The organism is Lysobacter oryzae DSM 21044, assembly GCF_059568595.1.
Genome location: NZ_JCANTQ010000008.1, coordinates 719,156 through 743,986 on the forward strand (window position 1 = coordinate 719,156; position 24,831 = coordinate 743,986).

Consider the following 24,831-nt stretch of genomic DNA (forward strand, 5'->3'; position numbering starts at 1 on the left):
GCATACAGGAGACGTCCGACATGCCCAGTATCGATATCCGCCACGCCCATTCCCTGCCGCACGCGAAGGCGCGCAAGGCGGTGCAGGAAGTCGCGGACAAACTCGCAGAACGCTTCGGCGTCGACTACGGCTGGGATGGCGACACCCTCAACTTCGCCCGCGGCGGCGTCGACGGCAAGATCGACCTGTCGCCCAAGAGCCTGCGCGTCACCGCGAACCTCGGCTTCCTGATGTCGGCCTTCAAGGGGCCGATCGAAGCCGAGATCAAGCGCGTCCTGGACGAGCGCTTCAGCTGACGCAATCGCCGCCGACGCGCCGGCTCAGCAGTTCTCGTACTTCCAGTTGCGGCGTTTGCCCTCGGCGAGCCACTCGATGGTCTGCGCCAGGCGCTTGGCGCGCGTTTCCTCGCGCTTGGCCTCGGTGATCCACTCCACGTATTCGCGCCGGCAACTGGCCGGGAAGGCCTCGAACGTGGCGCGGGCGCCGGCATTCGCGCCCAGCGCCACGGCGAGGTCCGCCGGCACCTCGACCGGAGGCTTGGGCGTGCCGCCGCGGCTGGCAGGACGCTTCACCCCCTGCTCCACCAACTGCATCGCCTGCTTGATGTAGCCCGCCAGCTCACGCTTGCCCGGCAAGTCGGCGATCCGTGTGATCCGGCCGAACTGCCCCATCGCATCGTCCTGCTTGCCGGTGCCGGCACCGACGATCTGCGTCCCCTGCCACAGCCGGAAAGTCGCGTGCTGCTTGAACGCCGCCATGCCGCACAGGATCTTGCCGCGGTAGGTGAAGGTCGGTGCGCTCCACTTGAGTGTCTCCTCGCAATCCGGGCAGGAGGCATGCACGACTTCGCGCAGGTGCTCCAGGATGGGACGGGCGAATTCGGCCGAACCGGCGATGTAAGCGTCGATGCGCGGATCGCGCTGGCCCATGGCAATTCCCATTGATGGAAGGCGGCCTATTCTGCCCCGGGACTGCGTTTGCGAAGACAGGAAGACAAGGGGAAATCCCGATGCCGGATCGCGAACGCCGCCAGGGCAGGTACGAGGGTGCCGCCAGCTTGCGTGGCCAGCTCAACGAGGACCAGCAGATGGCGCTGTCCGAACTCGAGCGCTTCGGCTGGGAACTGCGGTTCATCCGACGTCCGCTTTTCCAGGACCCGATACCGGTGGTCGCCGACGGCGATCGCAGGTCGTATTCGGTGCTCGCCCCGGATGGGTCGGTGGAAGACGTTTCCACGATCAAGTTGCGCGTCTGATCCGGACGCGCGAGGGCCTACGCCGGACCGAGTTCCCACCGCCCCGCTGGCCGATAGTCGCCGTGTGCGCCCAGCACGCTGTCGATCAGCACGAACTCGCGCACCGGCCAGACGACCGGGGTTATCGGCCGCGCGGGCAACGGCTGCCTCGCATCGCGCAGCACGGTCACGTGCGGGATGAAGCGCGCATGCCCCTTGGGCTCGACGCCGGCACGGGCCAGCGCTTCGTGCAGTTGTGCCCAAAGCGACTGCAGGTGCGCGCCTGCCCGCGCACACCCGAGCCAGCCGACGCCATGCGCAAAGTGCCCCGCCCGATCGAGGACCAGCTCGAACGGCGGCACCGCCACCTGCGTGGCGGCGCTGCACGCCGCTGCAATGCGCTCGCACGGCAATTCGGGGTACGACCCCAGGAAATGCAGCGTCAGGTGGTGACGCGCGGGATTGACCCAGCGTCCCTGTAGCGGTGCCCCTGCCTGCAGCAACTCGATGGCACGGGCCAAGCGAATTCGCGTCGCCGCGTCCGGAAAGAGGCCGAAGAAAAGGTTGTGGCCCATGCCTGGGCTTGGGGTGCTGGATGCAGGTCCGGCGGCATCGCGGCGCATGCGCACAGTCTAGTGTTTCATGCGACCGCAACGTGGCCCGCGCAAGCATTCGGCATGGATCCCGCGGGAGGCGCCCATGTCGGCACGTGAAATCAACATTCCGGGCAGGCAGCAGCCCATGCAGCCCCAGCCGGAAACCATCCGCGACGACTATCGCGGCAGCGGCAAGCTCGCGGGCAAGGTCGCACTGATCAGCGGCGGCGACAGCGGCATCGGGAGGGCGGTCGCCGTGCATTTCGCCCGCGAGGGCGCCGATGTCGCGATCATCTACCTGAGCGAGGATGCGGATGCGCAGCAGACCCGATGGATGGTCGAGAAGGAAGGCCGCCGCTGCCTGCTGATCCGCGGCAACCTGCGCGACGAGGCGTTCTGCAAGTCGGCGATCGACGAGACCGTCCGCACGCTTGGCGACCTGAGGATCCTGGTCAACAACGCAGCCGACCAGGTCCCCCAGGAGAAGCCGGAGGACATCAGCAGCGAGCAGTTACGGCTCACGTTCGAGAACAACTTCTATCCGTATTTCTATCTGGTCAGGCACGCGCTCGAGCATCTGGAGGACGGCGGCATCATCATCAACACCGGGTCGGTGACCTCGTTCCGCGGCAGCAAGCACCTGATCGACTACGCGTCGACCAAGGGGGCGATCGAGACGTTCACCTATTCGCTGGCGCAGAACCTGATCGACCGCGGCATCCGCGTGAACGGCGTCGCGCCGGGCCCGATCTGGACGCCGCTGATCACCTCGAGCATGGACGAGCAGCAGCAGCGCGAATTCGGCCGCAACACGCCGATGAAGCGGCCGGGCCAGCCCAGCGAATGCGCACCGGCCTACGTCTATCTCGCCTGCGACGACAGCAGCTACGTCACCGGCCAGTTCATCCATGTCAACGGCGGCGGCTTCATCGGCTGAAGCGAGTGCCCGCGGCGGCTATTTCTGACGCGTGGCTTTGGCCTGGTCGCCCAGGTAGTCCGCCAACCCGCCCAGCTGCAGTCCCTGCACCCGGTCGACCACTGCAACGAACTTGCTCAGGTCGTCCGGCGTGTAGCCGCCGGCGCGGTACCACAGGGTGATGCGCGTGCCGCCTTCGACCGGCGCGAAGCGCCACTCCATGGCGCCGCCCAGGCCCATCCCCTGCAGCGGCCCCAGGCCACCGGTCATGCGCAGCGTGCGTTCCGGATCGACGAACGTCACCGTCATGTGCTGGGCCTGTTGCGCGCCATTGAGCTCACAGAAGCAGCCACCGGCGCGCGGCTGGATCGACAAGCGCGTGGCATCGCCCCACCACGTATGTTCCTTGGGCCACCAGCGACCGACGTCATTGACCAGCGCCGCCCATGCCGTCTTCGCATCGACCGGCACGATCCGGGAATTCTCGATGGTGAAGCCGTTGGCGGCCGAATCCTTCACTTCGGCACGCGCGCCGCCTGCGAAGGCCAGCAGGACCAGGCTGATTGCCAAGAAGGTGCTGCGCATTAGGGCTCCCGATGGCCGCGACGAATGCAGCGATTAACGCGCGGCCACCCGGCGCGTGCAAGTGGCGATGGTGCACTCAGCCGAGGCGTCCCCCGTCAGGGCGGACCCGGAACGCGAGGCTGATGCGAGGACCCACCGGCTCGCGCGTCTTCGCCACGCCATGCTCGTAGTGCAGCTGCGAGTCGTAACTCATCAGCAGCAGGCTGCCGGGTTCGAGGTCGACATGCATGGACGCGCGCGGCGGGCGCTTCGGCCGGATGGTCATGCGCCGCACCGCACCCAGCGAGAGCAACGCGATGGGGTGATGCGGGACCAGGATGTGCAGCTTGTCGTTGTGCGGCGCGACGCTGTCGTTTCCGTCGCGGTAGTAGTTGAGGCCGACCGAGTTGAAGGGCGCATCGACATGCCGGTGGAGTACGGCCGCGGCTTCGCGCAGGGCAACCGGCAACCGTTCGCTGGCCAGGCGGAATCCTGCGGTGAGGCGCGGCACGTCGACGATGCGGTCGTACATCGGCCGCTGCTGCGCCTGCCATGGCACCTCGTCCCGCAGGGCCTCGAACCAGCGCCGCGCCGTCACCTCGTCCACCAGTCCGGGGCGGTAGACGATGCCGCCTTCGCGGTCCTCGGCGAGTACACGTGGACCCGGGGCAAAGAGGCTGTGTTGCTGGGCGGATTGGCGCATCCGGGAAAGATGGGGGCGCCGCGTCTCATCCGCTGCGCCATGCGGCGCTGCCGGCTTAATCGTTAAGCGACAGGGTCATGCGTCGAGTTCGGCCCAGCGGGCATAGGCAGCATCGAGTTCGGCCTGCGCGGTTGCCAGCGTGGCGTTGTGCTCGGCCATACCCGCGCTGCCGCGCTGGTAGAACGCCGGGTCGTTCATGGCAGCCGTCAACTCGGCCAGGCGCGCTTCGAGCGCCTCGATCCGCGACGGCAACTGCTCGAGCTCGCGCGCGTCCTTGTAGCTGAGCTTGCGCTTGGCCGGGGCGGCGGCAGCGACCTGCGCGATCGGCGCCGCCATCGCGGCCCTGGTGGCGGCTTGCGGCGCGGCTTCGGGCCGTTGCCGCAGCCAATCGCTGTAACCGCCTACGTAATCGCCCACCCTGCCATCGCCTTCCATCACCAGGGTGGAGGTCACCACGTTGTCGAGGAAGTCGCGGTCGTGGCTGACCAGCAGCAGCGTGCCCTGGTAATCCGCCAGCAGTTCCTCGAGCAGTTCCAGCGTCTCCACGTCGAGGTCGTTGGTCGGTTCGTCCATCACCAGCAGGTTGGACGACTGTGCGAACAGCTTCGCCAGCAGCAGGCGGTTGCGCTCGCCGCCCGACAGGCGGGTGATCGGCGCGCGGGCACGCTCCGGGGTGAACAGGAAGTCCTGCAGGTAGCCGATCACGTGCTTGTGGCGGCCGTTGATCTCCACGCTCTCGCGGCCTTCGGCGACGTTCTCGATCGCGTTCCAGTCCTCGCGCAGGGTGGCGCGGTACTGGTCGAAGTACGCCACCCGCAGGTTGCTGCCCAGCTTCACCTCGCCCTCGCTCGGCGCCAGCTCGCCCAGCAGCAGCTTCAGCAGCGTGGTCTTGCCGCTGCCGTTGGGACCGATCAGGCCGATGCGGTCGCCGCGCATGATCACCGTCGACAGGTCGCGCACGATCGCCTCGCCGCCGTAGCCGAACGACATGTTCTTGGTTTCGATGACCTTGCGTCCGGAGGCATCGCCCTGCGCGACTTCCATCCGCACGTTGCCGGTGAGATCGCGGCGCTGCGCGCGTTCCGAGCGCATCGCCTTGAGCCGGCGCACGCGGCCCTCGTCGCGGGTGCGACGGGCCTTGATGCCCTGCCGGATCCACACTTCCTCCTGCGCCAGCAGCTTGTCGAAGCGGGCGTTTTCCTGCGCCTCGGCATTGAGGCGCTCCTCGCGCCGCCGCTCGTAATTGGCCCAGTCGCCCGGCCAGCTGGTGACCTGGCCGCGGTCGATCTCGACGATGCGCGTCGCGAGCGCGCGCAGGAAGCGGCGGTCGTGGGTGACGAAGACCAGTGCGCCGGACCAGGCCTTGAGGAAGCCTTCGAGCCAGTCGATCGCCTCGATGTCCAGGTGGTTGGTGGGCTCGTCGAGCAGCAGGACGTCGGGCGACGACACCAGCGCACGCGCCAGCAGGACCCGCCGCTTCATGCCGCCGGAGAGGCCGGAAAACACGGCATCGCCGTCGAGCTGGAGCCGCGCCAGCGTTTCGGTCACGCGCTGGTCGAGCGACCAGCCGTGCACGTCCTCGATCTTCGCCTGCACTCTGGCGAGCGCTTCGGTGTCGACGTGCTCGGCATGGCTGAGATGGTGGAATTCGGCCAGCCACGCACCGAGCTGGCCCAATCCGCCGGCGACGACGTCCCACACGTCGCCCGCGGCCCCTGCCGGCACTTCCTGCTCCAGGCGCGCAATGCGCACGCCGCCTTCGACCCGCACCTCGCCATCGTCGGCCTGGATTTCGCCGGCGAGCAGCTTCAGCAGCGTGGACTTGCCGGCGCCGTTGCGGCCGATCAGGGCGATGCGCTCGCCGCTCTCGATGGAGAGGCCGACGTTTTCCAGCAGCAGCGGGCCGCCGACGCCGTAGTCGACGTTGTTCAGGGTAATCAGGGGCATGCGGTCATTTTACGCGGCGCTCCCGCCGATAGCCCGCTTTATCTGTGTCGCCCTGGACGGAATGGCCGACGCCTACCGTCTTTTCGGCCCATCCCGGGCGGCCTTCACGAACTGCAGGACAGCATCGAGCAACCCGCCTTTTGCCGCGCCCAGTCCGGCCGCTTGCGCGCGAAGGCCTCGCGTCCGGGCTGCTCCTCGTACGGCCGGCGCATCACCTCGAGCAACTCATGCACGCCGCCCAGATCGCCCTGTTCGGCGCGGTCGATCGCCTGCTGGGCGAGGTAGTTGCGCAGCACGTAGCGGGGATTCGCCGCATCCATGCCGGCCCGGCGGGCCGCCGGAGCCATCGCGTCCTCGCGCACGCGCGCCGCGTAACGGGCGAGCCAATCGTCAAAAGCGGCGGCCGTGGCCGCGCGCCGGTCCTCGTCGTAGAATGCCGGCGCCAGCGGCGCCGCCGATGGCGCCTGGATGTCGACGTCGGCGAGCGCGCGGAAGAACAGGGTCATGTCCACTTCCGCGTCCTGCAGCAGCGTGTGCAGTTCCTGCATCAGCTCGACGTCGGCGTCGCGGCACTCGGCCAGCCCCAGCTTGCGCGCGATGTTGCCGCGATCCTCGCGCGTGTAGGTGTCGGCGTAGCGCTGCAGCCCGGCGTTGAGTTGCTGCGGATCCTCGAATAGCGGCGAGATCGCGTGGGCCAGGCGGATCAGGTTCCAGTAGGCGATCTTCGGCTGCCAGCCGAAGCGGTAGCGGCGGCCCTGCGCATCGGTGGTGTTCGGGGTCCAGTCGGGATCGTAATTGTCGATCCAGCCGTACGGCCCGTAGTCGATGGTGAGGCCGAGGATCGACATGTTGTCGGTGTTCATCACCCCGTGCACGAACCCGACCCGCATCCAGTGCGCGATCATCACCGCGGTGCGCGCGCAGACCTCGCCGAACCACGCCGCATGCAGCGCCTCGCCCTCGCCTTGCAGCTGCGGGAAGTCGCGGCGTATGCAGAACTCCACCAGTTGCCGCAGCAACGGCAGGTCGCTGCGCGAATACGGCAGCTCGAAATTGCCGAAGCGCAGGAACGACGGCGCCACCCGGCAGACGATCGCGCCGGGCTCGGGCTTGGGATGCCCGTCGTAGAACATGTCGCGGACCACCCACTCGCCGGTGCCGACCAGGCTCAGGGCGCGCGTGGTCGGGACGCCCAGGTGGTGCATCGCCTCGCTGCACAGGAACTCGCGGATCGACGAACGCAGCACGGCGCGGCCATCGGCGGTGCGCGAGTACGGAGTGAGGCCCGCGCCCTTCAGTTGCAGCTCCCAGCGCTCTCCGGCGCGGTTGATCGCTTCGCCCAGGGTGATCGCGCGCCCGTCGCCGAGCTGGCCCGCCCAATGCCCGAACTGGTGGCCGCCGTAGTTGGCGGCGTACGGCTGCATGCCCGGCAGCAGCGCATTCCCGCCGAAGACCTCGGCGAACTGCGGCGACTGCACCTCGGCTTCGCTCAGGCCCAGGGTGTCGGCCATTTCGCGTGACCAGGCGAGCAGGCGCGGCGCGGCCACTGGCGTGGGCTCCACGCGCGACCAGGCGGCGCCCTCGACCTGGCGCACGCGCGCGCCGGCTTCGCTGTCGCCGGGCAGCTCGCGCAGGAATCGGTTGTCGAATCGCAGGTCCAACGTAGCGCCGTGCAATGGGCTCATCCGGATGTTAGCCGGTGCGGCGTCATCGCCCTGCCGCGGTGGCTTATCCGGGGCAGCTCATCCGGCCGGCGTATTCACCACAGGTCGAAGCGCACGCCCTCGCGTTCGTTGTCCCAGATCGTGCTCACCACCCACCAGCGGCCGTCCTCGTGGCACAGCTGGATGCTGTTGGCGCCGCGCTTCATCACCACCGGGGAATCCGGCGCGGTCCGCGCCTCGTACAGGCTCCACGCATGCGCGACCTGGCCGAAGGTCTCCACGCGATGGCCGATGTCGATCTCGTAGAAGTCGTTCACGGCGAAGAACGGCTCGACGTCCGCGATGTACTCATCGAGCGTGAACACGTGCGGCCGGGTCGAACCGTCCGGCTGCACCACCGTGCGCAGGCTCAGCGCTTCCGGACGGTGCAGGAAACGGAAGCGGGCCCAGTCGCGCGGAGCGCCGGCGGGACCGGAAATGCAGGCATAGATCGCGCGGATCAGGCTGGGGATCTCGCGGACGTCGTCGCTCCACTGCCGGCTGTGACTGGGTTCGTTCATCGCGCTACTCCGTCGGGGGCGTTGAGCCGGGACTCGGACGCCAGCCGCTACACTATGCGCCCAGACCGGCCGCGCGCCGGCGTCATCGAGGCTGCCATGAGCGCCCCCGCCCCCCCGACCTCCCCGCCCACGGACGCCCCCTCCGTGAAATTCACCGATCTCGGCCTGCCGGAGTCCCTGCTCAAGGCGCTGACCGAAGTCGGCTACGAAACCCCTTCGCCGATCCAGGCCGCCACGATCCCGCCGTTGCTGGGAGGCCGTGACGTGCTCGGCCAGGCCCAGACCGGCACCGGCAAGACCGCCGCCTTCGCGCTGCCGATCCTGGCGCGCATCGATCCCGCCCAGCAGAAGCCGCAGGCGCTGGTGCTGGCGCCGACGCGCGAGCTTGCGATCCAGGTCGCGGAGGCCTTCCAGAAGTACGCCCACCACCTGCCGGGCTTCCACGTACTGCCGATCTACGGCGGCCAGAGCTACACGCCGCAGCTGGCGTCGCTCAAGCGCGGCGTGCAGGTCGTGGTGGGCACGCCCGGCCGCGTGATCGATCACCTCAACCGTGGCTCGCTTGACCTGTCGCAGCTGCGCTGCCTGGTGCTGGACGAAGCCGACGAGATGCTGCGCATGGGCTTCATCGACGACGTCGAAGCCGTGCTGAAGAAGATCCCGGAGACCCGCCAGGTCGCGCTGTTCTCGGCGACGATGCCCTCGCAGATCAAGCGCATCGCCCAGACCTACCTGCGCGACCCGGTCGAGGTCGCGATCAAGACCACCACGACCACGGCCGCCAACATCCGCCAGCGCTACTGGGCGGTGAGCGGCGTGAACAAGCTCGACGCGATCACCCGCATCCTTGAGGCCGAGCCGTTCGACGCGATGATCGTGTTCGCCCGCACCAAGCTGGGCACCGAGGAGCTCGCCGACAAGCTGTCCGCGCGGGGCATCTCCGCCGCCGCGATCAACGGCGACATGGACCAGAAGGCGCGCGAGCGCACCATCAACCAACTCAAGGATGGTCGCATCGACGTGCTGGTCGCCACCGACGTGGCCGCGCGCGGCCTGGACGTGGAGCGCATCAGCCACGTGCTGAACTACGACATCCCCTACGACACCGAGAGCTACGTCCACCGCATCGGCCGCACCGGCCGCGCCGGTCGCAAGGGCGAGGCGATTTTGTTCGTCGCCCCGCGCGAGCGCGGCATGCTGCGCGCGATCGAGCGCGCCACGCGCCAGCCGATCGAGCCGATGGCGCTGCCCAGCGTGGAAACGGTCAACGAGCAGCGCGTGTCGAAGTTCCTCGGCCGCATCACCACCGCGCTGGAAGCCGCCGACCTGGCGATGTTCCGCGACCTGGTCGAACGCTACGAACGCGAGAAAAACGTGCCCGCGGTGGAAATCGCCGCCGCGCTGGCCCGGCTGGTCCAGGGCGACATGCCGCTGCTGCTGCAGGCTACCGCCGAGCAGTTGCGCCCGCATCGAGAGGGCTTCGACAAGCCCGGCTTCGACAGGCCAGGCTTCGACAGGCCAGGCTTCGACCGCCAGGACTCGGGCAAGGCGCCCTTCGCCAAGCGCATGTCCGAGCGCGCGCGTGGCGACTTCGACGGCCCGCGTACCGGCAAGTTCGAGCGCGACCGTCCGCGTCCGCACCCCGGCGACCGGACGTCGCCGGCCGTGGAAGCCGTGGCCTCCCACCATGCGGCCAGCCACAACGAAGCGGAAGCCTTCTTCGACGACAGCGCGCCGCGCGCACCGCGCCCGCCGCGCGAGGAGCGCCGCGCGACCGAAGCCGGCATGGAAACCTTCCGCATCGAAGTCGGCCACCGCCACGGGGTGAAGCCGGGCAACATCGTCGGCGCGATCGCCAACGAAGCCGAACTCGAAAGCCGCTACATCGGCCGCATCGACATCCGCGACGACTTCAGCCTGATCGACCTGCCCGAGGGCATGCCGCGCGAGGTGATGGAACACCTCAAGCGCGTACGCGTCGCCGGGCAGCCGCTGCGGATCAGCCGACCGGGCGAGGCGCGTTCGTTCGGCGGCGACGACGGCGACGGCCGTCCGCATCGCGGCCCCGGCCCCGGCGGACCGCGTGGCCCCAAGCCGAATCGCTCCGGACCGCCACGCCGAGCGCGTTGATGGCAGGGGGCATGGACGACCCTGCCCCGCTTCGCTTGTCCTGCCTTGCATCGCCGCCCTCGGGGCGGCGATGTTCGTTGGTGCCCCGGGCTTGTTCGTCATGACGTCATGTCATCGCGGGTGACGGCCGGGCACCGGAGTCGCGCGCGATAAGCTGGCCGGGCTAGTCCGCTGCCCGGTGCCGCATGTCCCGCATCCTGGTCTTCCAACACGTCGCCGCCGAGCCGCTGGGTACGCTGGACCCATTGATCCGCGCGCGCGGCCACCGCATCCGCTTCGCCAATTTCGAGCGGCAGCCGCATGCCGAACCCAACGTCGACCGGTACCACGGCCTGGTCGTCCTCGGCGGGCCGATGAACGTCGAGGACCAGGCCCATCGCCAGCACCTGCGCACCGAGCTGCGCGCGATCGAACGCATGCTCGCGCAGGGCAAGCCGGTGCTGGGCATCTGCCTGGGCGCGCAGCTGCTCGCGCACGCGCTGGGAGCGCCCGTGCAGCGCAATCGCGAACCGGAAATCGGCTGGTACCGCCTGCAGACCACCGAGGCCGGCCGCCACGATCCGGTGGTGGCGCCGCTGGGCGAGGAAGCACACGTGTTCCAGTGGCACGGCTTCCACTTCGAAGTCCCGCAAGGCGCCGTGCACCTGGCGCGCACCGATACCTGCGAATCGCAGGCCTTCCGCTACGGGGACAATGTCTACGGCTTCCAGTTCCACCTGGAAATGGACGAGGCGCTGATCGAACGCTGGCTGGCCAATCCCGCTTACCGCGAGGAGCTCGCCGCGCTGGGCCACACCGACGAAGCCGCGATCCGCGCACAAACCCGCGAGCACATCGCCGGCATGCACCGCCACGCCGATGCCGTGTTCAACAATTTCCTCGACCTGGTCGGCCGGCCGCAGCGGCGCTACACGTTGCCGTCGCGCTGATCAGAAGAACTGCGGCAAGCCCAGGTACGGGGCGGCGATCCAGTAGATGCCGAACACGACCAGCGCCCACATCAGCAGCTTGAGGAAGAAACCGGCCACCTTGAACGCCAGGTAGAGGCCGAGGACCACCAGGATGATTCCGATCCAGCTCATGTCGCATCTCCGCGGAATGGGGCGAGCTTAGCGCGCCGGGCGTGCGCGAGGCGTCGCGTCTGCACGAACACGAGCCGGGTCAGTCAGCCGCCTCGAACACCAGGCTGCAGCACGTGGTCGCTCCTTCCGCCTTCTGCAGCTCGGACACGTCCACGGTGGTCACGTCGATCCCCGCCTCGCGCAGGCGCTGCGCGGTGCGCGGGAAACACTCCGGCATCACCACGCCGTCGCCGATGAGCAGGACGTTGGCGGCGTGCGCTTCGCCCGGGTCGACTTCGATGATGCGAAAGCCGGGAAAGGACGCGGCATCGATCCATTCCGGTTGCAGCAGCAGCGTGTCGTCGTCCGGGGCCGTCACCGCCGATTTCAGGTGCAGGCAGCCGCGGATCGGCACCGGCTGCACCCGATAGCCGAAGTCATCGACCAATTCCTGCAGCTGGCGCATGCCGTCCGCGTTGCTGCGGGAGGACTCGCCCACGTACAGGGTGCGCCCCACGCGCAGCACGTCGCCGCCGTCGAGCGTGCCCGGCGCTTCGAGGTGGCGCAGCGGGCGGTAGCGCGCCAGCAGTTCGGCCACGGTCGCACCCTCGCCGCGTCGGGATGCCGCGCCGGGGCGCGTCATCACCGCGACTTCGTCCAGCACGATGGCGACGTCCTCGACGAACACCGCGTCGGGCATCGACGGCTCAGCCTCCAGCGTCAGCACGCGGCAGCCCAGCGCCGCCAGCGTGCGCTGGTAGGCGCGGTGCTGCGCGTCGGCACGCGCGACATCGATGGCTGTCCGGGCAACATGGGTGAGCTGGCAATCGCCGAGGCTGGGACTGACTTCGCGGGTGATCGCTATGCGCATGGCAGGGTCGACAGAAATGGTGCATTGACGATACCCGAGGGGGCGTCCGCCACGGGCGCGCATAATGTGCGGCCTCCCGCCGTGCCCCGCTCCATGGAACCCATCACCGCGCTACCCGGCCTGGCCATCATCGGCGGCGGCCCCGCCGGCCTCATGGCCGCCGAGGTCGCGCGCGCGGCGGGCATGGAAGTCGATCTCTACGAGGCCAAGGGGTCGGTCGGGCGCAAGTTCCTCATCGCCGGCAAGGGCGGCCTCAACCTCACCCACGGCGAACCGCGCCCCGGTTTCGATACGCGCTACGGCGCACGCAGCCGCGACGTCGGCCGCTGGCTCGACGACTTCGATGCCGATGCGTTGCGGGCATGGGCGCGCGGCTTCGGCATCGACACCTACATCGGCACTTCCGGCCGCGTGTTCCCGGTGGACCGCAAGGCCGCGCCGCTGCTGCGCGGCTGGGTGCGACGGTTGCGCGACCAGGGCGTGCGCTTCCACGTGCAGCACCGCTGGCTGGGCTGGAACGAGGACGGCGCGCTGCGCTTCGCCACGCCTGAAGGAACCCTGCAGGTCCGCGCAAGCGCCACCGTGCTCGCGCTCGGCGGCGGCAGCTGGCCGGAACTCGGCTCGGACGGCGCCTGGGTGCCGTGGCTGCAGGCGCGCGGCATCGATGTCGCGCCGCTGCAGCCGTCCAACTGCGGGTTCGACATCGGCTGGAGCGCGCACTTCGCCCAGCGTTTCGCCGGCGCGCCCCTCAAGCCCGTGGTCGCGCACTGGCGCGATCTCGACGGCAATGCACACGCGCTGCAAGGCGAATGCGTGGTCACGGCGACCGGCATCGAAGGCAGCCTGGTCTACGCGCTCTCCGCCACGCTGCGCGACACCATTGCCCGCGACGGCGAAGCGCGGCTGGAACTCGACCTCGCCCCCGGCCGCGACGCCGAACGGCTGCAATGTGATCTGGCCAAACCGCGTGCGGGTCGCAGTTTCAGCGAGCACCTGCGCCGGCAAACGGGGCTCGAAGGCGTCAAGGCCGCATTGCTGCGCGAAGTGCTGGCGAAAGAGCAGCTCGACGATCCCGATGCCGTCGTCCACACGATCAAGCGACTGCCGCTGCGCCTGCAACGCGCGCGCCCGATCGACGAAGCGATCAGCAGCGCCGGCGGCGTACGCCTGGAAGCACTCGACGATGCGTTGATGGTGAAGTCCCGCCCCGGCGTGTTCTGCGCGGGCGAGATGCTGGATTGGGAGGCGCCGACCGGTGGCTACCTGCTGACCGCGTGCTTTGCCAGCGGACTGCGTGCGGGACGCGGTGCGGTCGCGTGGCAACGAAGCTCGTCGTAGCGCGCAACGCCGCAGCCGGCAAGGGGCCCGGCCAGGCGTTACCCGCGGGAGCGCTTCGGCTTCTTCTGCGTCGACTCGTTCAAGGCGACCGCAGCGCGGATGAGCGCCTTCAACGCCTTCTCATCGATCTGGTCATCGACGCGGATATCAATGGCGCGCCGGGTGTTGCCTTCGAGGCTGGAGTTGAAGAGATGCGAGGGATCCTCGAGCGAGGCGCCCTTGGCGAAAGTCAGCTTCACGGCGCTCTTGTAGCTCTCGCCGGTGCAGATGATCCCCGCGTGCGACCACACCGGCACGCCCCACTTCCATTCCTCGACGACGTCCGGATCGGCCTGCCGGATGAGCGTGCGCACCCGGGCCAGCGTTTCCGCCCGCCAGTCGCCGAGTTCTTCGATCCGGGCGTCGATCAACCGGGAAGCGTCGGCCGCTTCCGCATCCTGCTTTGAACCGTTCTTCGCCTTCTGCATTGGTCCTTGCCTGTTCGCGGTGGGGATTCATTGGGCACCACGGCGGGGCGATTCGCCCCGCCGGGGCAACTAGCGTGCTGCGGCCTCGATCATCTTCCAGCCGTTCCCGGACGGGTCGCGGAAGCTGGCGTCCACGCTGCCGTAACGCGCCATGGGCTCCTGGGTGAACTCCACGCCGCTGGCGTGCATGCGGTCGTACGCCGCGCGGCAGTTGTCGACGATCAGCACCAACGGCGGCATGGCGCCCTTGGCCACCACTTCGCGCAGGGTCTGCGCGGTCGCCGCATCCACCATCGGCGACTGCGGCGCGAACAGGCCGAGCTGGAACGACGGCTGCTCCGGATGCTGGACCGTGAGCCAGCGGTAATCGCCGTTGCGCGCATCCGTGTGCACGCGGAAGCCGAGCTTGCCGACATAGAACTGGAGCGCTTCCTCCTGGTCGCGCACGTACACACCTGCCACTCCGACACCTTGATTCATATGACCTCCGTCAGGTCTGGGTTTCGTCGGGTGGGATGCTATCGGCCGCCTCCTGCCGCCGCTTCTCCGAAACTGCGATGGTGAGGTCGGGCCGGTAGGCGGCGCTGACGAAGCAGGCCGGGACCTCCTCCAGCGCGTGCCGGGCGGCCTGCTCGCGTGCGCGCAACTCTCCGGGGCTCTCGCCGGTGATGTCGCGGAACGTGCGGCCAAACGTGCCCAGGCTTTGCCAACCGGTCTGGAAAGCGATGTCGGTCACGGACAGCACCGTGTCGCGCAACAGCGTCTTGGCGCGCTCGATCCGGCGCGTCAGCAGGTAGCGATGCGGCGGGATGCCGAAGGCTTCCTTGAACGAGCGCGCGAAGTGGGCCTCGGAAACTCGACTTACGCGCGCCAATCGGTGTACGGGCCATTCCTCGTGCGAGGCGGCATCCATCCGGTCCTTCGCGCGCAGCAGGCGGCGTAGCAGCGCCGGATCCTGTCCGCTCTCCACACGGCCTTGCCCGGTTGCGCCGCCGGCTGCAGAGGGATGATCCGTGGGCCGCGGCGACGGGCGATGTCCCGGGTCGCGCGCGCGCCCGCTGACGGCCGACGGACTGGCGTGATCACCCACGCGATGCAAGCCGATGGCCTTGCTCGACTTTGCTGGTGTCTTGCCCGCCATCGCCTCGTCTCCATCGCGGCCCCGTCGCACCCTACGCGGACCTGCGCCCCGACACCACCGGCACGTGCCACACCGCGTAGTTCGGCGGCGTTTCGATCGACGCGATGATCGTGTCGAAATCCCCGCTCACCTCGTCGATGCTGCGACCCGACGCTTCGGCGAGGACCGCCGAGTAGCCATCGCGCCAGGCGGCCATGATGCCGGCGAAGGTCGCACGCGGAACGCGCAGGGTATCGACGGTCACGTAGTCCAGCGCGACGTCGGTATAGCCTGCATGCGCCAGCAACGCCGGCGAATGGCGCCCGATGCGGCCATCGCAGCCGATGCCCTGCAGGTAGGCCACCGCATTCAAGTTCCAGAAGCGGTCCGGATCGAAGCGGGATCCATCGGCGCGCTCGACCACCGGCATGTGCAGCATGCCGTAGTCCTCCGACAGCAGGTGCAGCCAGCCGGCCGGCTTGAGCACGCGGGTGATCTCGGCCAGCACCAGCGGGAAATCGGGCACCGCCTGCGACATGTGCCGGCACACCACCAGGTCGAAATGGGCGTCGGGATATTTCAGGGCGAAGGCATCGCCTTGTTCGTACGCCACGCGTTCGCCGTAACCCTGGCTGTCGCGCCGCGCTAGCGCGAGGTTGCCTTCGAGAATGTCGATCCCCACCAGCGCGGCTTGCGGATAGCGTGCCGCCAGGCGCCGGGTGATCTCGCCCGTGCCGCAGCCCAGGTCGAGGATGCGCAGCGATCCGGCCAATGCGTAGCGGTCTAACAGCGGCGCTTCCTGCGGCCAGATCGCTTCGGCCTGGTGCGCCAGGTTGCGCGCCATGGACTCGTCGCCCATCTGTTCGGCTTGCGGATTGCGATCGTTGCTCATGGGCGGTTCTCCGTGGGCAGGGCCGGTATCGATCAGGCGATCGGTTGCGGACTGCATCCCTGGAAAGCTGGCCGGGACGCGGCGCGCCGTTGAATGCGCAGGCTCAGACGGCCGGATCCACCAGGGGCTTGAGTTCGGGATCCAGTGCCACGCGCTCGTCGAACACGAAGCAGTGGCCGTCGTAGCCGAAACCGCCGACGCGTTCGAAGTAGCCGAGGATGCCACCGTCGAGTTGCAGCACGTTGTCCATGCCGTCGGCCTGCATCCACAGGGCGGCCTTCTCGCAGCGGATGCCGCCAGTGCAGAAGCTGACCACCACTGCGTCGGCCAGCGCGCTGCGGTGCGGCGTCAATGCTTCCGGCAAGTCGGTGAAGTTGTCGATCGGCAAGGTCAAGGCGCCGCTGAAGGTGCCATAGCCCACTTCCTCGCGGTTGCGCGTGTCGAGCAGGACCAGGCGGCGGCCGGTGTCGTCTTCGCCTTTTGCGATCCAGCGGGCGAGATCTTCCGGCGCCACGGCCGGCGCGCGGGCGGCCTCGAGCGGCGAGGCGTTGTCGCGACGGAAGGCGATGATTTCCTTCTTCAGTTTCACCTTGAGCCGTGCGAAGGGCTGCGCGCGACTGCGGCTTTCCTTCACCACGATGCCGGCGAAGCGCGGATCGGCGCGCAATGCATCCAGGAACAGGTGGATCGCGGACTCAGGCCCGGCCAGGAAGATGTTGATGCCCTCGCCCGCTACCAGCACCGTGCCGCGCAGGTCGCCGGCCTCCGCGAGCGTGCGCACCTGGGCGGCGAGCGCGGACGGATCGTCGATGGGAACGAAGTGGTAGGCGGCGATATTCAGGATCACCCGCGCATTTTACCGGCCGCCGGGTCGGCGCGACCGCTATGGGCCGCCGGCTACGCAGGCCGCGGCGCGCCCCAGCAACAATTGGCGCTCGCGCTCGTTGCGGGTCATGTCGGCAGCGCGCTCGAACTCGCCGCGCGCTTCGTCCATGCGGCCCAGCTTGAACAGCAGGTCCCCGCGCACGCTCGGCAGCAGGTGGTACCTCGCCAGCGTGGGTTCGCCGGCGAGCGCATCGACCAGTTCCAGCCCTGCCGCGGGGCCGAACAGCATGCTCAGCGCGACCGCGCGGTTGAGTTCGACGATCGGCGACCCGGTCAGCCGCGCCAGTTCGGCATAGAGCCCGGCGATGCGGGCCCAGTCGGTGTCTTCCGGCCGCAACGCGCGCGCATGGCAGGCGGCGATGGCGGCCTGCAGGGTGTATGCGCCGCGGTTGCGACCCAGCTTTTCCGCGCGTTCCAGCGCAGCCAGGCCGCGCCCGATCAGCAGCCGGTCCCAGCGCGCGCGGTCCTGGTCGAGCAGCAGGATCGGTTCGCCCGTCGGCCCGATGCGCGCGCCGGCACGCGAGGCCTGGATCTCCATCAGCGCCACCAGGCCGTGGACTTCGGCCTGTTGCGGCATCAGTCCCGCTAGCACCCGCCCCAGGCGCAGCGCGTCCTCGCACAGCGCCGGACGAAGCCAGTGCTCGCCGGCGGTGGCGGAGTAGCCTTCGTTGAAGACCAGGTAGACGACCGAGAGCACCGCCGCCAGGCGCTCGACCAGTTCCTCGCCGCGCGGCACTTCGTACGGCACGTTGGCTTCGGCCAGGGTGCGCTTGGCGCGGACGATGCGCTGCGCGATCGTCGGCTCCGGCACGACGAAGGCACGCGCGATCTCGTCGGTGGTCAGGCCGCCGAGCAGGCGCAGGGTCAGCGCGACGCGCGCGTCCTGCGACAGCACCGGATGGCAGGCGGTGAATACCAGCCGCAGCAGGTCGTCGCCGATCGGGTCGTCGAGCGCATCGAGGAGGTCGTCCTCGTTGGCCTGCTGGTGCAGCTCGATCTCGTAGCCGAGTTCCTCGTGCTTGCGCTGCTGCAACTGGCGGCGGCGCAGGCGGTCGATCGCCCGGTGCTTGGCCGTGGTCATCAGCCACGCGCCGGGATTGTCCGGGACCCCGCCCTGCGGCCATTGCTCCAGCGCCGTCACCAGCGCGTCCTGCGCCAGTTCCTCGGCCAGTCCCACGTCGTGCAGCATGCGCGCGAGGGTGGCGATCAGCTTCGCCGATTCCATGCGCCACACCGCATCGATGGTGCGACGGATCTGCTGCCGGGATTGCTCGGGGGAGTCCGCCATGGCCCCGGATGGAACCACCGCAGCGATGGCGGCGCAAGCGCGAATCCTGCCTGATCGCTGCGGCGAAGCTGCCGCCGGTTGCCGCGCTGCAGGCCGCTGCGTGACGCAAGCGCTCAGGGCTGCAGTCCCCCATTGATCATCCACGGCACGCCGAAGCGGTCGGTAAGCATTCCGAAGCGCCTGGCCCAAAAGGTTTCCTGCATCGGCATCACCACGGCGCCGCCCTGCGCCAGCTCGCCGAAGATGCGTTCGGCCTCCTCGGGCGCCTCGACGCTCAGCGCGATCGAGCAGCCCTTGATGCCGTCGTACGGATGGTCGGGATGGTTGTCCGAGCCCATCAGCACCTGCTCTCCGGCTTGCAGGCGGACGTGCATCACCTTGTCGCGATGCGCCGCCGGCATGTCCTCGCAACCCGGCGTGTCGCCGAAGCGCTGCAGCATGGCGAGCTTCGCGCGCAGGGCCCGGGCGTAGAAGTTGAACGCCTCTTCGCAGTTGCCGTCGAATATCAGGTAGGGATTGATCCGCATCGCCGGTCTCCTCAGTTCTGCAGCCGTTCGCGCATGCGGGCTTCCTGCTCCAGCAGTTCCGGCGTCATCGCGTCGCCGAAATCCTCGGCTTCGAACAGGGGGCGGATCTCGATCGTCGAATCCTGGCCCGCATGCGGGTTCGGGCACCGCTTGACCCATTCGACCGCCTCCTCGATGGAACTGACCTGCCAGATCCAGAAGCCGGCAACCAGTTCCTTGGTCTCGCTGAACGGGCCGTCGTGGACGGTCCGCTTGTTGCCCGAAAAGTCCACGCGCTTGCCGCGCGACGACGGGTGCAGGCCTTCGCCGGCCAGCATCACCCCGGCCTTGACCAGTTCCTCGTTGAACTTGCCCATGTCGGCAAGCAATTGTTCGCTCGGCAGGATGCCGGCTTCGGACTCCTTGGTGGCCTTGACGATGACCAGGACGCGCATTTCGTTCTCCTCGTTCGGGTGGGAGCGCCGGTGGCGGATCGGCCCTTTTCCTGCGCTCTTGCGGGAACGACGATCGACGAGCCCCGGAATCGACATGCCGGCTAATGATTTCGCGCCGTCGCGCCAGCCCGGGGCAGTTATGGGCGGCGATGAATGCGGAAACGGCTTCGACCCGCGCCTTGCGATGGCGAGGGATTACTTCTGCTTTACCGGCGCTGGCCGCTGGTCTAACGCCTGCCTGCCTACCCTGCGCGTATCCACCGATGACACCGGCATTGGTGGAACCGCAGTCGATGCAGCCCGCATCGCCACAACACCAGGAGCAGCTGATGGCTATCAACGAGAACCAGGCCCCGGGCCAGGGCCGCAACCAGGGCCGCGGCTTCGCCGGAATGGACGTGGAGAAGCAGCGCAAGATCGCCCAGAAAGGGGGCGAAGCGGTAAGCCGCGATCGCCAGCACATGTCGGAAATCGGCCGCAAGGGCGGCGTGAGTTCGGGCGGCGGCCACCGCCAGGGCGTCACTCGCTAGCCGCCTCGGAGGCGTCGTCCAACCACGCAAGGGCGCCTGCGGGCGCCTTTGCCGTGATTGGCTGGCTACGAACCTCGGTGTCGGATCCGTCCCGACGACGGCGGATCGGCGTATGCGCTACTGGACTTCGCCGAACGAGGTGTGCGCGCACGCGCAGGCCCGCACGCTTGCTGCGTGCGGGCCCGGGGTATTGCGTCAACCGCGGCTGTCGCGACGTGGGGCGCTGCTGCGGGCGTTGCCGCCATTGCCACCGCTACGGTGCTGCTTGGGGCCGGCATGCGCATGGCGCGGAGCCGGCTTGCCATGCGGACGATGGCCACGCGACGGACGCTGGCCACCGCCGCCGTGCTTCGGCAGCGGCGCGTTGAGCTGGATCGGGCGGCTCGGCGCGAAGCCGTCCACGATCACCAGTTCGACCGAGGCCTTGAGCATGTTCTGGACCTGGCGCAGCAAGCCGCCCTCTTCGGGCGCGACCAGCGACAGCGCCTCACCACTGGCGCCGTTGCGGCCGGTGCGGCCGATGCGGTGCACGTAATCCTCGGCGACCATCGGCAGGTCGTAGTTGATGACCAGCGGCAGGTTGGGGATGTCGAGGCCGCGCGCGGCGACGTCGGTCGCCACCAGCACGCGGGCCTTGCCGGTCTTGAACTGCATCAGTGCCTTGGTGCGCTGCGCCTGGCTCTTGTTGCCGTGGATCGCGACGGCCTTGAGGCCTGCCGCTTCCAGCTGCTCCGCCAGGCGGTTGCAGCCATGCTTGGTCTTGCCAAACACCATCGCCTGCTCGGTGTGGCGCGTGGCCAGGATCTGGGTCAGCAGGTCGCGCTTGCGCGAAGCGTCGACCGGATGCGCGCGATGGGTGATGGTTTCGGCGATCGTGTTCTGCGCCGCGATCTGCACCTGGCGCGGATCGCGCATGAATTCCAGCGCCAGCGCCTTGATCTGCGCCTCGAAGGTCGCCGAGAACAGCAACGTCTGCCGCTGCGACGGCACCTTGCCGAGCACGCGCTTGATCGCCGGCAGGAAGCCCATGTCCAGCATGCGGTCGGCTTCGTCCAGGACCAGCATCTCGACGTTGTCCAGGCGCGCGGTGCCGCGATCCAGGTGGTCGATCAGGCGGCCCGGGCAGGCCACGAGCACGTCGACGCCGCGACGCAGGTTGTCGACCTGCGGCTGCATGCCGGCACCACCGTAGATGGCGGTGATGTTCAGGCGCAGGTGCTTGGCATAGCTGCGCAGGCTCTCGCACACCTGCACCGCGAGTTCGCGGGTCGGGGTGAGGATCAGCGCGCGCGGCTTGCGTGGGCCGTTCGGCGGGGTGGCCTTGGCCAGGCGGTTCAGCAGCGGCAGGCCGAACGCGGCGGTCTTGCCGGTGCCGGTCTGGGCGCCGCCCAGCACGTCGTGGCCGGCCAGTGCGAGCGGGATCGCTTCGTACTGGATCGGGGTCGGCGTGGTGTAGTTGTTTTCGGACAGCGCGCGCAACAACGCGGGCGCAAGCCCGAGCGATTCAAAGGACATGTGTAGCTCCGTGTGGATCGCAACCGAACGTATCGGCTGCAGACTCGAAGCTTTCCTTGGGACCGCGCTGCGAGTGTTCTGATTGGACGGTGCCGGAAGCTCCGGACCGTGTCTGCGCGACGAAAGGCGTACGGGGGTTGCCAGCTAACAAGCTGGGGCCGCGGGATCGGCTCGGAGGCCGAAGGGCGGCGGGCTTACCTAGGAAAACGGATCAGCCGTGCGCGAACCGGGCGCACTCTACGCGAGTTGCCGGGCATCTACCAGCCACGGCCGGATTCCCCGTTCAGTCTGGTCCGGGCCCTCGATACGCGCGGTAACGGCGACCCAGCCGCTCCGCGCCGCGGTGCCAATCGCTACGCCTTGCGCAGGAAACAGGTCTTCAGCACCAAGCCCTTGATCTTGTCCGAGTTGCCTTCGATGTGTTCCGCGTCGTCCTCGACCAGGCGGATGTTGCGGATCACCGTGCCCTGCTTGAGCGGGATCGACGATCCCTTGACCTTCAGGTCCTTGATGACGACCACCGTATCGCCATTGGCGAGCGTGTTGCCGTTGCTGTCGCGCACCAAGACGGCGCCTTCCTCCGCGGCGACTACCGTCAGCGGCCACTCGAAGCCGCAATCGGCGCAGACGAAGTTGCCGCCGTCGGCGTAGGTGTTCTCGAGGGTGCATTGCGGGCAGGCGGGAGCGGCGGGCATGGGATGGATCCGGAAACGAGGGGCGCATTCTAAGCCCCGTGCAGTGCTCCGTCGTCGGGCGAGCCATACCGCAGCCAGCGTTCGGCCTCGCGGCGTTCGCTGAAGATGCGCACGTTGATGCCCAGACCCTGGCCGAAGATCTCGGCGTACTCGACGGCAGGCAGGAACTCCGGCGTGGGCTCGATCACCGCCACGCGCTCGAAGTGGCGCGCTTCATGCTGGAACAGCACCGCCAGTTCGGCCAGCTCCGCAGGTGTCGCGGGGTGCCCCTTCTTGCGGTCGGTGACCAGTAATTTGCGGATTCCGCGCTCCTTGCCGATGTCCGCGATCTCCTGCCAGTACGCGATGCGCACGTTCTGCGCGTCGACGTCGCCGCTCACGTGCACGTCCAGCACGTCGCCGTGCTCGACGAGCTGCAGCGCATAGTCGGGATGGGTCCGGTGTTCGGCCATGGGGGCATCGTCCCGCCGGGTGGATTCCGGCGCCAGTGCCGCATCGCGCCACACCGTGCACGCGGATGGCATGGGTCATGCGACTCCGCCGGAACTCATCCCATCACTTTCAGCGCTTCTTGCGCACGTAGAGCACCAGCGAGTGCTCTTCGATCTCGTAACCGTGCTGTGCGGCGATCTTGCGCTGCAGCTCCTCGATCTCCGGACTCTCGAACTCGGTGATCCGGCCCGTATCGACGTCGACCATGTGGTCGTGGTGATGGCCCCGGTCCAGTTCGTACACGGATTGGCCCGCTTCGAAGTTGTGCTTCAGCACCAGGCCCGCGGCCTCGAACTGGGTGAGCACGCGATAGACCGTGGCCAGGCCGATGTCCTCGCCGTGCTCGAGCAGGTTCCGGTAGATGTCCTCGGCGGTCATATGCCGCGGCTTGGCCAGCTCCAGCAGGCTCAGGATCCGCAGGCGCGGATGCGTCACCTTGAGGCCGGCATTGCGAAGGTCGTCGGATTCCATCGAATTCCCTGGGCTGTTTCCGTCTGCCGGCTGTGGGCGGCGGCCCCGATGCGGCGCGAGCCGAGGCCTGCAACGGCGGATGAACGCGTCCGCGGGCGAGCCGCGAAATGACGGCTTCAGTGTATCATCGGCCCCTGTTTCTACTGCCGCCAGTCGCGAAGAACACGATGCGCAAGCTCTTGCTGGTCCTTATCGTCGCCCTGTCCACCGCGGGCTGCGGCATCCTCTACAAGCAGCCGATTTACCAGGGCAACCTGCTGGAAAAGACCAACGTCGACCAGCTCCAGGCCGGCATGAGCAAGCAGCAGGTGCTGGTGCTGCTGGGCACGCCGTCGATCGAGGACCCGTTCCACCACGATCGCTGGGATTACACCGCCAGCCAGCGCGTGGGCCGCCTGGGCCATACCGACATCAAGAACTTCACCCTGTACTTCGAGGGCGACACCCTGGCGCGGTGGGAAGGCGACTATTTCCCCGAGCAGGACGAGGAACTCGCCAAGGCCGCGCCCCGGCAGTTCGGCCGCAACCTGGCCAAGGAAAAGGACAAGAAGCGCCGTCGCTGACCGGCCGGCGCTGGAACCAAGAAAAGCGGAGCCCAGCTCCGCTTTTTTGTTTCCGGGCTCCTACTTTCCCGGCGCCCGCCGCCGCCGCTCGACGCGTTGCCGGCGCGCTTCCTTCGGATCGGCCTGCAGCGGCCTGAGCAGTTCCACCCGGTCGCCATCGCGCAGCGGCGAATCGCCCTCGACCCGCAGTCCGAAAACCGCGTAGCCGGTGATCTCCGGGTCGCCGGTCCAGCCTGCCGCCGCCACCGCGTCGCGCACGGTCGCGGCCTCGGGCAGGTCCAGTTCCACCTGCTCGAAGCGGCGCGGCCACGCACGCAGGACCTCCACCCTCATCGCGACGTTTCCGCGTCCGCGTCCGCCCTGTCGGCGATACGCACGAAGTCGTCCACCATGCGATCGGCCAGGCTCTGGAACCCGACCGCCAGCGCCGGCCCCAGCAACTTCACCGAAGGCTCGAAGTCGAGGGTCAGCGTCACCTTGCAGGCCGATTCGTCCAGGGCATGGAACTCCCAGCGCCCGCTGAGCTTGCGGAAGGGGCCGTCCACCAGCTTGAGGTCGATGTGATGCGGCGCCTTGAGCGTGTTGTGCGTGGTGAACCACGTGCGCAACGCACCCAGGCCAAGGTCGAGCCGCGCGACCATGTGCTCGTCGTCGGCCTCGAGCACCTGCGCCGCGTCGCACCAATCGAACCGGCGCGGATAGGCGGCCACGTCGTTGACGAGCGCGAACATGCGCGCGGTGGAGTGCTCGACCAGGGCGGAACGGCGGATCGTGGGCATCGGATATCCGTGGTGCGCACCGCCCTCGCCAGCATGTGACAATGGCGCGATGGCAAAGAATTCCAGCGACAAGACCGGGAAGGATAAAGGAAAGGCGGCCAAGGGCGGCGGCGATGCGGTCAAGACCATCGCGCTGAACAAGCGCTCGCGCCACGAATACCACCTGGAAGAGCGCTTCGAGGCCGGTCTGGTCCTGCAGGGCTGGGAGCTCAAGGCGATCCGGGCCGGTCGCGCCAACATCACCGATGCCTACGCGATGATCCGCGACGGCGAGATGTTCCTGTACGGCTCGCAGATTACCCCGCTGATCTCGGCGTCCACCCACGTGGTCACCGAGGACCGCCGCACGCGCAAGCTGCTGCTGCACCGGCGCGAAATCGACCGGCTGATCGGCCGCGTGCAGCGCGAGGGCTACACCGTCGTGCTCACCGCGCTGTACTGGAAGGGCAACAAGATCAAGGCCGAGGTCGCGCTGGCCAAGGGCAAGCAGACCCACGACAAGCGCGAGGCCAGCAAGGAACGCGATTGGGCGCGGGAAAAGCAGCGCGTGCTACGGCGCCACAACAAGGACGCGTGATCCCGCGACCGG

At 68.5% G+C, this 24,831-nt stretch carries 32 protein-coding genes; 9 read left to right on the plus strand and 23 right to left on the minus strand.

Features of this window, described 5'->3' with window-relative positions; all coding sequences use genetic code 11:
- Window positions 1-20: 20 nt before the first annotated feature.
- Window positions 21-296, plus strand: coding sequence for a polyhydroxyalkanoic acid system family protein (locus tag BP05_RS03520; RefSeq protein ID WP_496360458.1), 276 nt, complete (start codon window positions 21-23; stop codon window positions 294-296).
- A 24-nt stretch (window positions 297-320) separates the two neighbouring features.
- On the opposite strand, the gene BP05_RS03525 is transcribed toward BP05_RS03520, so the two are convergent.
- On the minus strand, window positions 321-929 hold the full coding sequence (locus tag BP05_RS03525; RefSeq protein WP_496360460.1) for a YdeI/OmpD-associated family protein: 609 nt from the start codon (window positions 927-929) through the stop codon (window positions 321-323).
- Between the two features lie 80 nt (window positions 930-1,009).
- Here BP05_RS03525 and BP05_RS03530 point away from each other — a divergent pair, with 80 nt between their 5' ends.
- Window positions 1,010-1,255 carry a hypothetical protein gene (locus tag BP05_RS03530; protein WP_496360462.1) on the plus strand — a complete coding sequence of 82 codons (246 nt, stop codon included), beginning with the start codon at window positions 1,010-1,012 and terminating at the stop codon, window positions 1,253-1,255.
- 17 nt (window positions 1,256-1,272) lie between these two features.
- Here BP05_RS03530 and thpR read toward each other — a convergent pair whose 3' ends face one another.
- Complete coding sequence (thpR, locus tag BP05_RS03535; RefSeq protein WP_496360464.1) at window positions 1,273-1,857, minus strand: RNA 2',3'-cyclic phosphodiesterase; 585 nt, start codon at window positions 1,855-1,857, stop codon at window positions 1,273-1,275.
- Window positions 1,858-1,933: 76 nt separating this feature from the next.
- Here thpR and BP05_RS03540 point away from each other — a divergent pair, with 76 nt between their 5' ends.
- Complete coding sequence (locus BP05_RS03540; protein ID WP_496360466.1) at window positions 1,934-2,767, plus strand: SDR family oxidoreductase; 834 nt, start codon at window positions 1,934-1,936, stop codon at window positions 2,765-2,767.
- An 18-nt stretch (window positions 2,768-2,785) separates the two neighbouring features.
- Here the strand turns inward: BP05_RS03540 and BP05_RS03545 are convergent, their stop codons facing one another.
- From BP05_RS03545 to BP05_RS03565, 5 genes are all read right to left on the minus strand, one after another.
- Entirely contained in the window at window positions 2,786-3,331 is a 546-nt protein-coding gene (locus BP05_RS03545) for an SRPBCC family protein (protein WP_496360468.1), read from the minus strand.
- A 76-nt stretch (window positions 3,332-3,407) separates the two neighbouring features.
- Window positions 3,408-4,013 carry an alpha-ketoglutarate-dependent dioxygenase AlkB family protein gene (locus tag BP05_RS03550; protein ID WP_496360470.1) on the minus strand — a complete coding sequence of 202 codons (606 nt, stop codon included), beginning with the start codon at window positions 4,011-4,013 and terminating at the stop codon, window positions 3,408-3,410.
- A 75-nt stretch (window positions 4,014-4,088) separates the two neighbouring features.
- Window positions 4,089-5,960, minus strand: coding sequence for an ATP-binding cassette domain-containing protein (locus BP05_RS03555; RefSeq protein ID WP_496360472.1), 1,872 nt, complete (start codon window positions 5,958-5,960; stop codon window positions 4,089-4,091).
- Window positions 5,961-6,064: 104 nt separating this feature from the next.
- Window positions 6,065-7,645, minus strand: coding sequence for a protein adenylyltransferase SelO (locus BP05_RS03560; RefSeq protein ID WP_496360474.1), 1,581 nt, complete (start codon window positions 7,643-7,645; stop codon window positions 6,065-6,067).
- Window positions 7,646-7,719: 74 nt separating this feature from the next.
- Window positions 7,720-8,184 carry a hypothetical protein gene (locus BP05_RS03565; protein ID WP_496360476.1) on the minus strand — a complete coding sequence of 155 codons (465 nt, stop codon included), beginning with the start codon at window positions 8,182-8,184 and terminating at the stop codon, window positions 7,720-7,722.
- A gap of 96 nt (window positions 8,185-8,280) precedes the next feature.
- On the opposite strand from BP05_RS03565, the gene BP05_RS03570 reads away from it, so the two are divergent.
- Window positions 8,281-10,314: a DEAD/DEAH box helicase gene (locus BP05_RS03570; RefSeq protein ID WP_496360478.1), complete on the plus strand. Its 2,034-nt coding sequence runs from the start codon at window positions 8,281-8,283 to the stop codon at window positions 10,312-10,314.
- 185 nt (window positions 10,315-10,499) lie between these two features.
- On the plus strand, window positions 10,500-11,243 hold the full coding sequence (locus BP05_RS03575) for a type 1 glutamine amidotransferase (protein ID WP_496360480.1): 744 nt from the start codon (window positions 10,500-10,502) through the stop codon (window positions 11,241-11,243).
- Here the strand turns inward: BP05_RS03575 and BP05_RS03580 are convergent, their stop codons facing one another.
- On the minus strand, window positions 11,244-11,396 hold the full coding sequence (locus tag BP05_RS03580) for a hypothetical protein (protein WP_496360482.1): 153 nt from the start codon (window positions 11,394-11,396) through the stop codon (window positions 11,244-11,246). It lies immediately after the preceding gene.
- A 79-nt stretch (window positions 11,397-11,475) separates the two neighbouring features.
- A complete protein-coding gene (locus BP05_RS03585) occupies window positions 11,476-12,246 on the minus strand; it encodes a dimethylarginine dimethylaminohydrolase family protein (RefSeq protein ID WP_496360484.1) in 771 nt (256 codons plus the stop codon).
- A 93-nt stretch (window positions 12,247-12,339) separates the two neighbouring features.
- On the opposite strand from BP05_RS03585, the gene BP05_RS03590 reads away from it, so the two are divergent.
- Window positions 12,340-13,584, plus strand: coding sequence for a TIGR03862 family flavoprotein (locus tag BP05_RS03590; protein ID WP_496360649.1), 1,245 nt, complete (start codon window positions 12,340-12,342; stop codon window positions 13,582-13,584).
- A gap of 38 nt (window positions 13,585-13,622) precedes the next feature.
- Here BP05_RS03590 and BP05_RS03595 read toward each other — a convergent pair whose 3' ends face one another.
- The 8 genes from BP05_RS03595 to BP05_RS03630 all read right to left on the minus strand — a co-directional run bounded on the left by BP05_RS03595 (window position 13,623) and on the right by BP05_RS03630 (window position 19,197).
- On the minus strand, window positions 13,623-14,051 hold the full coding sequence (locus tag BP05_RS03595) for a DUF1801 domain-containing protein (protein ID WP_496360486.1): 429 nt from the start codon (window positions 14,049-14,051) through the stop codon (window positions 13,623-13,625).
- A gap of 69 nt (window positions 14,052-14,120) precedes the next feature.
- A complete protein-coding gene (locus BP05_RS03600) occupies window positions 14,121-14,531 on the minus strand; it encodes a VOC family protein (RefSeq protein WP_496360488.1) in 411 nt (136 codons plus the stop codon).
- A gap of 10 nt (window positions 14,532-14,541) precedes the next feature.
- Window positions 14,542-14,964 carry a helix-turn-helix transcriptional regulator gene (locus tag BP05_RS03605; RefSeq protein ID WP_496360651.1) on the minus strand — a complete coding sequence of 141 codons (423 nt, stop codon included), beginning with the start codon at window positions 14,962-14,964 and terminating at the stop codon, window positions 14,542-14,544.
- A gap of 259 nt (window positions 14,965-15,223) precedes the next feature.
- Complete coding sequence (locus BP05_RS03610; RefSeq protein ID WP_496360490.1) at window positions 15,224-16,063, minus strand: class I SAM-dependent methyltransferase; 840 nt, start codon at window positions 16,061-16,063, stop codon at window positions 15,224-15,226.
- Between the two features lie 103 nt (window positions 16,064-16,166).
- On the minus strand, window positions 16,167-16,910 hold the full coding sequence (locus BP05_RS03615; protein WP_496360492.1) for a sulfurtransferase: 744 nt from the start codon (window positions 16,908-16,910) through the stop codon (window positions 16,167-16,169).
- A gap of 36 nt (window positions 16,911-16,946) precedes the next feature.
- A complete protein-coding gene (locus BP05_RS03620; protein ID WP_496360494.1) occupies window positions 16,947-18,236 on the minus strand; it encodes an RNA polymerase sigma factor in 1,290 nt (429 codons plus the stop codon).
- 113 nt (window positions 18,237-18,349) lie between these two features.
- Window positions 18,350-18,763: a VOC family protein gene (locus tag BP05_RS03625; protein ID WP_496360496.1), complete on the minus strand. Its 414-nt coding sequence runs from the start codon at window positions 18,761-18,763 to the stop codon at window positions 18,350-18,352.
- An 11-nt stretch (window positions 18,764-18,774) separates the two neighbouring features.
- Window positions 18,775-19,197, minus strand: coding sequence for a YciI family protein (locus tag BP05_RS03630; RefSeq protein WP_496360498.1), 423 nt, complete (start codon window positions 19,195-19,197; stop codon window positions 18,775-18,777).
- Between the two features lie 329 nt (window positions 19,198-19,526).
- Between BP05_RS03630 and BP05_RS03635 the strand changes: the two genes are divergently transcribed.
- Window positions 19,527-19,727, plus strand: a complete 201-nt coding sequence (locus BP05_RS03635) for a KGG domain-containing protein (RefSeq protein ID WP_496360500.1) — start codon at window positions 19,527-19,529, stop codon at window positions 19,725-19,727.
- A gap of 195 nt (window positions 19,728-19,922) precedes the next feature.
- Here BP05_RS03635 and BP05_RS03640 read toward each other — a convergent pair whose 3' ends face one another.
- From BP05_RS03640 to fur, 4 genes are all read right to left on the minus strand, one after another.
- Window positions 19,923-21,242, minus strand: a complete 1,320-nt coding sequence (locus BP05_RS03640) for a DEAD/DEAH box helicase (protein WP_496360502.1) — start codon at window positions 21,240-21,242, stop codon at window positions 19,923-19,925.
- A gap of 353 nt (window positions 21,243-21,595) precedes the next feature.
- Window positions 21,596-21,937 (minus strand): zinc ribbon domain-containing protein YjdM, encoded by a 342-nt coding sequence (locus tag BP05_RS03645; protein WP_496360504.1) that lies wholly within the window; start codon window positions 21,935-21,937, stop codon window positions 21,596-21,598.
- A 29-nt stretch (window positions 21,938-21,966) separates the two neighbouring features.
- Window positions 21,967-22,389, minus strand: a complete 423-nt coding sequence (locus tag BP05_RS03650) for a SpoIIAA family protein (protein WP_496360506.1) — start codon at window positions 22,387-22,389, stop codon at window positions 21,967-21,969.
- Between the two features lie 109 nt (window positions 22,390-22,498).
- Window positions 22,499-22,900 carry a ferric iron uptake transcriptional regulator gene (gene fur, locus BP05_RS03655; RefSeq protein WP_496360508.1) on the minus strand — a complete coding sequence of 134 codons (402 nt, stop codon included), beginning with the start codon at window positions 22,898-22,900 and terminating at the stop codon, window positions 22,499-22,501.
- Between the two features lie 167 nt (window positions 22,901-23,067).
- Between fur and BP05_RS03660 the strand changes: the two genes are divergently transcribed.
- Complete coding sequence (locus tag BP05_RS03660; RefSeq protein ID WP_496360510.1) at window positions 23,068-23,463, plus strand: outer membrane protein assembly factor BamE; 396 nt, start codon at window positions 23,068-23,070, stop codon at window positions 23,461-23,463.
- Between the two features lie 60 nt (window positions 23,464-23,523).
- Here the strand turns inward: BP05_RS03660 and BP05_RS03665 are convergent, their stop codons facing one another.
- Both BP05_RS03665 and BP05_RS03670 read right to left on the minus strand, forming a co-directional pair.
- Complete coding sequence (locus tag BP05_RS03665; protein ID WP_496360512.1) at window positions 23,524-23,796, minus strand: RnfH family protein; 273 nt, start codon at window positions 23,794-23,796, stop codon at window positions 23,524-23,526.
- Window positions 23,793-24,242, minus strand: coding sequence for a type II toxin-antitoxin system RatA family toxin (locus BP05_RS03670; RefSeq protein ID WP_496360514.1), 450 nt, complete (start codon window positions 24,240-24,242; stop codon window positions 23,793-23,795). The genes BP05_RS03665 and BP05_RS03670 overlap by 4 nt, the downstream gene beginning before the upstream one ends.
- 49 nt (window positions 24,243-24,291) lie before the next feature.
- On the opposite strand from BP05_RS03670, the gene smpB reads away from it, so the two are divergent.
- Window positions 24,292-24,819, plus strand: coding sequence for an SsrA-binding protein SmpB (smpB, locus tag BP05_RS03675; protein WP_496360516.1), 528 nt, complete (start codon window positions 24,292-24,294; stop codon window positions 24,817-24,819).
- Window positions 24,820-24,831: the final 12 nt, after the last annotated feature.

Coding starts and splice junctions, on each gene's coding strand:
- thpR (WP_496360464.1), bottom strand. CDS start 1,857: ATGCGCCGCGATGCCGCCGGACCTGCATCCAGCACCCCAAGCCCAGGC.
- BP05_RS03610 (WP_496360490.1), bottom strand. CDS start 16,063: ATGAGCAACGATCGCAATCCGCAAGCCGAACAGATGGGCGACGAGTCC.
- BP05_RS03660 (WP_496360510.1), top strand. CDS start 23,068: ATGCGCAAGCTCTTGCTGGTCCTTATCGTCGCCCTGTCCACCGCGGGC.
- BP05_RS03550 (WP_496360470.1), bottom strand. CDS start 4,013: ATGCGCCAATCCGCCCAGCAACACAGCCTCTTTGCCCCGGGTCCACGT.
- BP05_RS03520 (WP_496360458.1), top strand. CDS start 21: ATGCCCAGTATCGATATCCGCCACGCCCATTCCCTGCCGCACGCGAAG.
- BP05_RS03525 (WP_496360460.1), bottom strand. CDS start 929: ATGGGCCAGCGCGATCCGCGCATCGACGCTTACATCGCCGGTTCGGCC.
- BP05_RS03530 (WP_496360462.1), top strand. CDS start 1,010: ATGCCGGATCGCGAACGCCGCCAGGGCAGGTACGAGGGTGCCGCCAGC.
- BP05_RS03620 (WP_496360494.1), bottom strand. CDS start 18,236: ATGGCGGACTCCCCCGAGCAATCCCGGCAGCAGATCCGTCGCACCATC.
- smpB (WP_496360516.1), top strand. CDS start 24,292: ATGGCAAAGAATTCCAGCGACAAGACCGGGAAGGATAAAGGAAAGGCG.
- BP05_RS03645 (WP_496360504.1), bottom strand. CDS start 21,937: ATGCCCGCCGCTCCCGCCTGCCCGCAATGCACCCTCGAGAACACCTAC.
- BP05_RS03555 (WP_496360472.1), bottom strand. CDS start 5,960: ATGCCCCTGATTACCCTGAACAACGTCGACTACGGCGTCGGCGGCCCG.
- BP05_RS03595 (WP_496360486.1), bottom strand. CDS start 14,051: ATGCAGAAGGCGAAGAACGGTTCAAAGCAGGATGCGGAAGCGGCCGAC.
- BP05_RS03600 (WP_496360488.1), bottom strand. CDS start 14,531: ATGAATCAAGGTGTCGGAGTGGCAGGTGTGTACGTGCGCGACCAGGAG.
- BP05_RS03640 (WP_496360502.1), bottom strand. CDS start 21,242: ATGTCCTTTGAATCGCTCGGGCTTGCGCCCGCGTTGTTGCGCGCGCTG.
- BP05_RS03560 (WP_496360474.1), bottom strand. CDS start 7,645: ATGAGCCCATTGCACGGCGCTACGTTGGACCTGCGATTCGACAACCGA.
- BP05_RS03540 (WP_496360466.1), top strand. CDS start 1,934: ATGTCGGCACGTGAAATCAACATTCCGGGCAGGCAGCAGCCCATGCAG.
- BP05_RS03665 (WP_496360512.1), bottom strand. CDS start 23,796: ATGAGGGTGGAGGTCCTGCGTGCGTGGCCGCGCCGCTTCGAGCAGGTG.
- BP05_RS03635 (WP_496360500.1), top strand. CDS start 19,527: ATGGCTATCAACGAGAACCAGGCCCCGGGCCAGGGCCGCAACCAGGGC.
- BP05_RS03585 (WP_496360484.1), bottom strand. CDS start 12,246: ATGCGCATAGCGATCACCCGCGAAGTCAGTCCCAGCCTCGGCGATTGC.
- BP05_RS03570 (WP_496360478.1), top strand. CDS start 8,281: ATGAGCGCCCCCGCCCCCCCGACCTCCCCGCCCACGGACGCCCCCTCC.
- BP05_RS03590 (WP_496360649.1), top strand. CDS start 12,340: ATGGAACCCATCACCGCGCTACCCGGCCTGGCCATCATCGGCGGCGGC.
- BP05_RS03545 (WP_496360468.1), bottom strand. CDS start 3,331: ATGCGCAGCACCTTCTTGGCAATCAGCCTGGTCCTGCTGGCCTTCGCA.
- BP05_RS03630 (WP_496360498.1), bottom strand. CDS start 19,197: ATGCGCGTCCTGGTCATCGTCAAGGCCACCAAGGAGTCCGAAGCCGGC.
- BP05_RS03670 (WP_496360514.1), bottom strand. CDS start 24,242: ATGCCCACGATCCGCCGTTCCGCCCTGGTCGAGCACTCCACCGCGCGC.
- BP05_RS03625 (WP_496360496.1), bottom strand. CDS start 18,763: ATGCGGATCAATCCCTACCTGATATTCGACGGCAACTGCGAAGAGGCG.
- BP05_RS03650 (WP_496360506.1), bottom strand. CDS start 22,389: ATGGCCGAACACCGGACCCATCCCGACTATGCGCTGCAGCTCGTCGAG.
- fur (WP_496360508.1), bottom strand. CDS start 22,900: ATGGAATCCGACGACCTTCGCAATGCCGGCCTCAAGGTGACGCATCCG.
- BP05_RS03580 (WP_496360482.1), bottom strand. CDS start 11,396: ATGAGCTGGATCGGAATCATCCTGGTGGTCCTCGGCCTCTACCTGGCG.
- BP05_RS03575 (WP_496360480.1), top strand. CDS start 10,500: ATGTCCCGCATCCTGGTCTTCCAACACGTCGCCGCCGAGCCGCTGGGT.
- BP05_RS03605 (WP_496360651.1), bottom strand. CDS start 14,964: ATGGATGCCGCCTCGCACGAGGAATGGCCCGTACACCGATTGGCGCGC.
- BP05_RS03565 (WP_496360476.1), bottom strand. CDS start 8,184: ATGAACGAACCCAGTCACAGCCGGCAGTGGAGCGACGACGTCCGCGAG.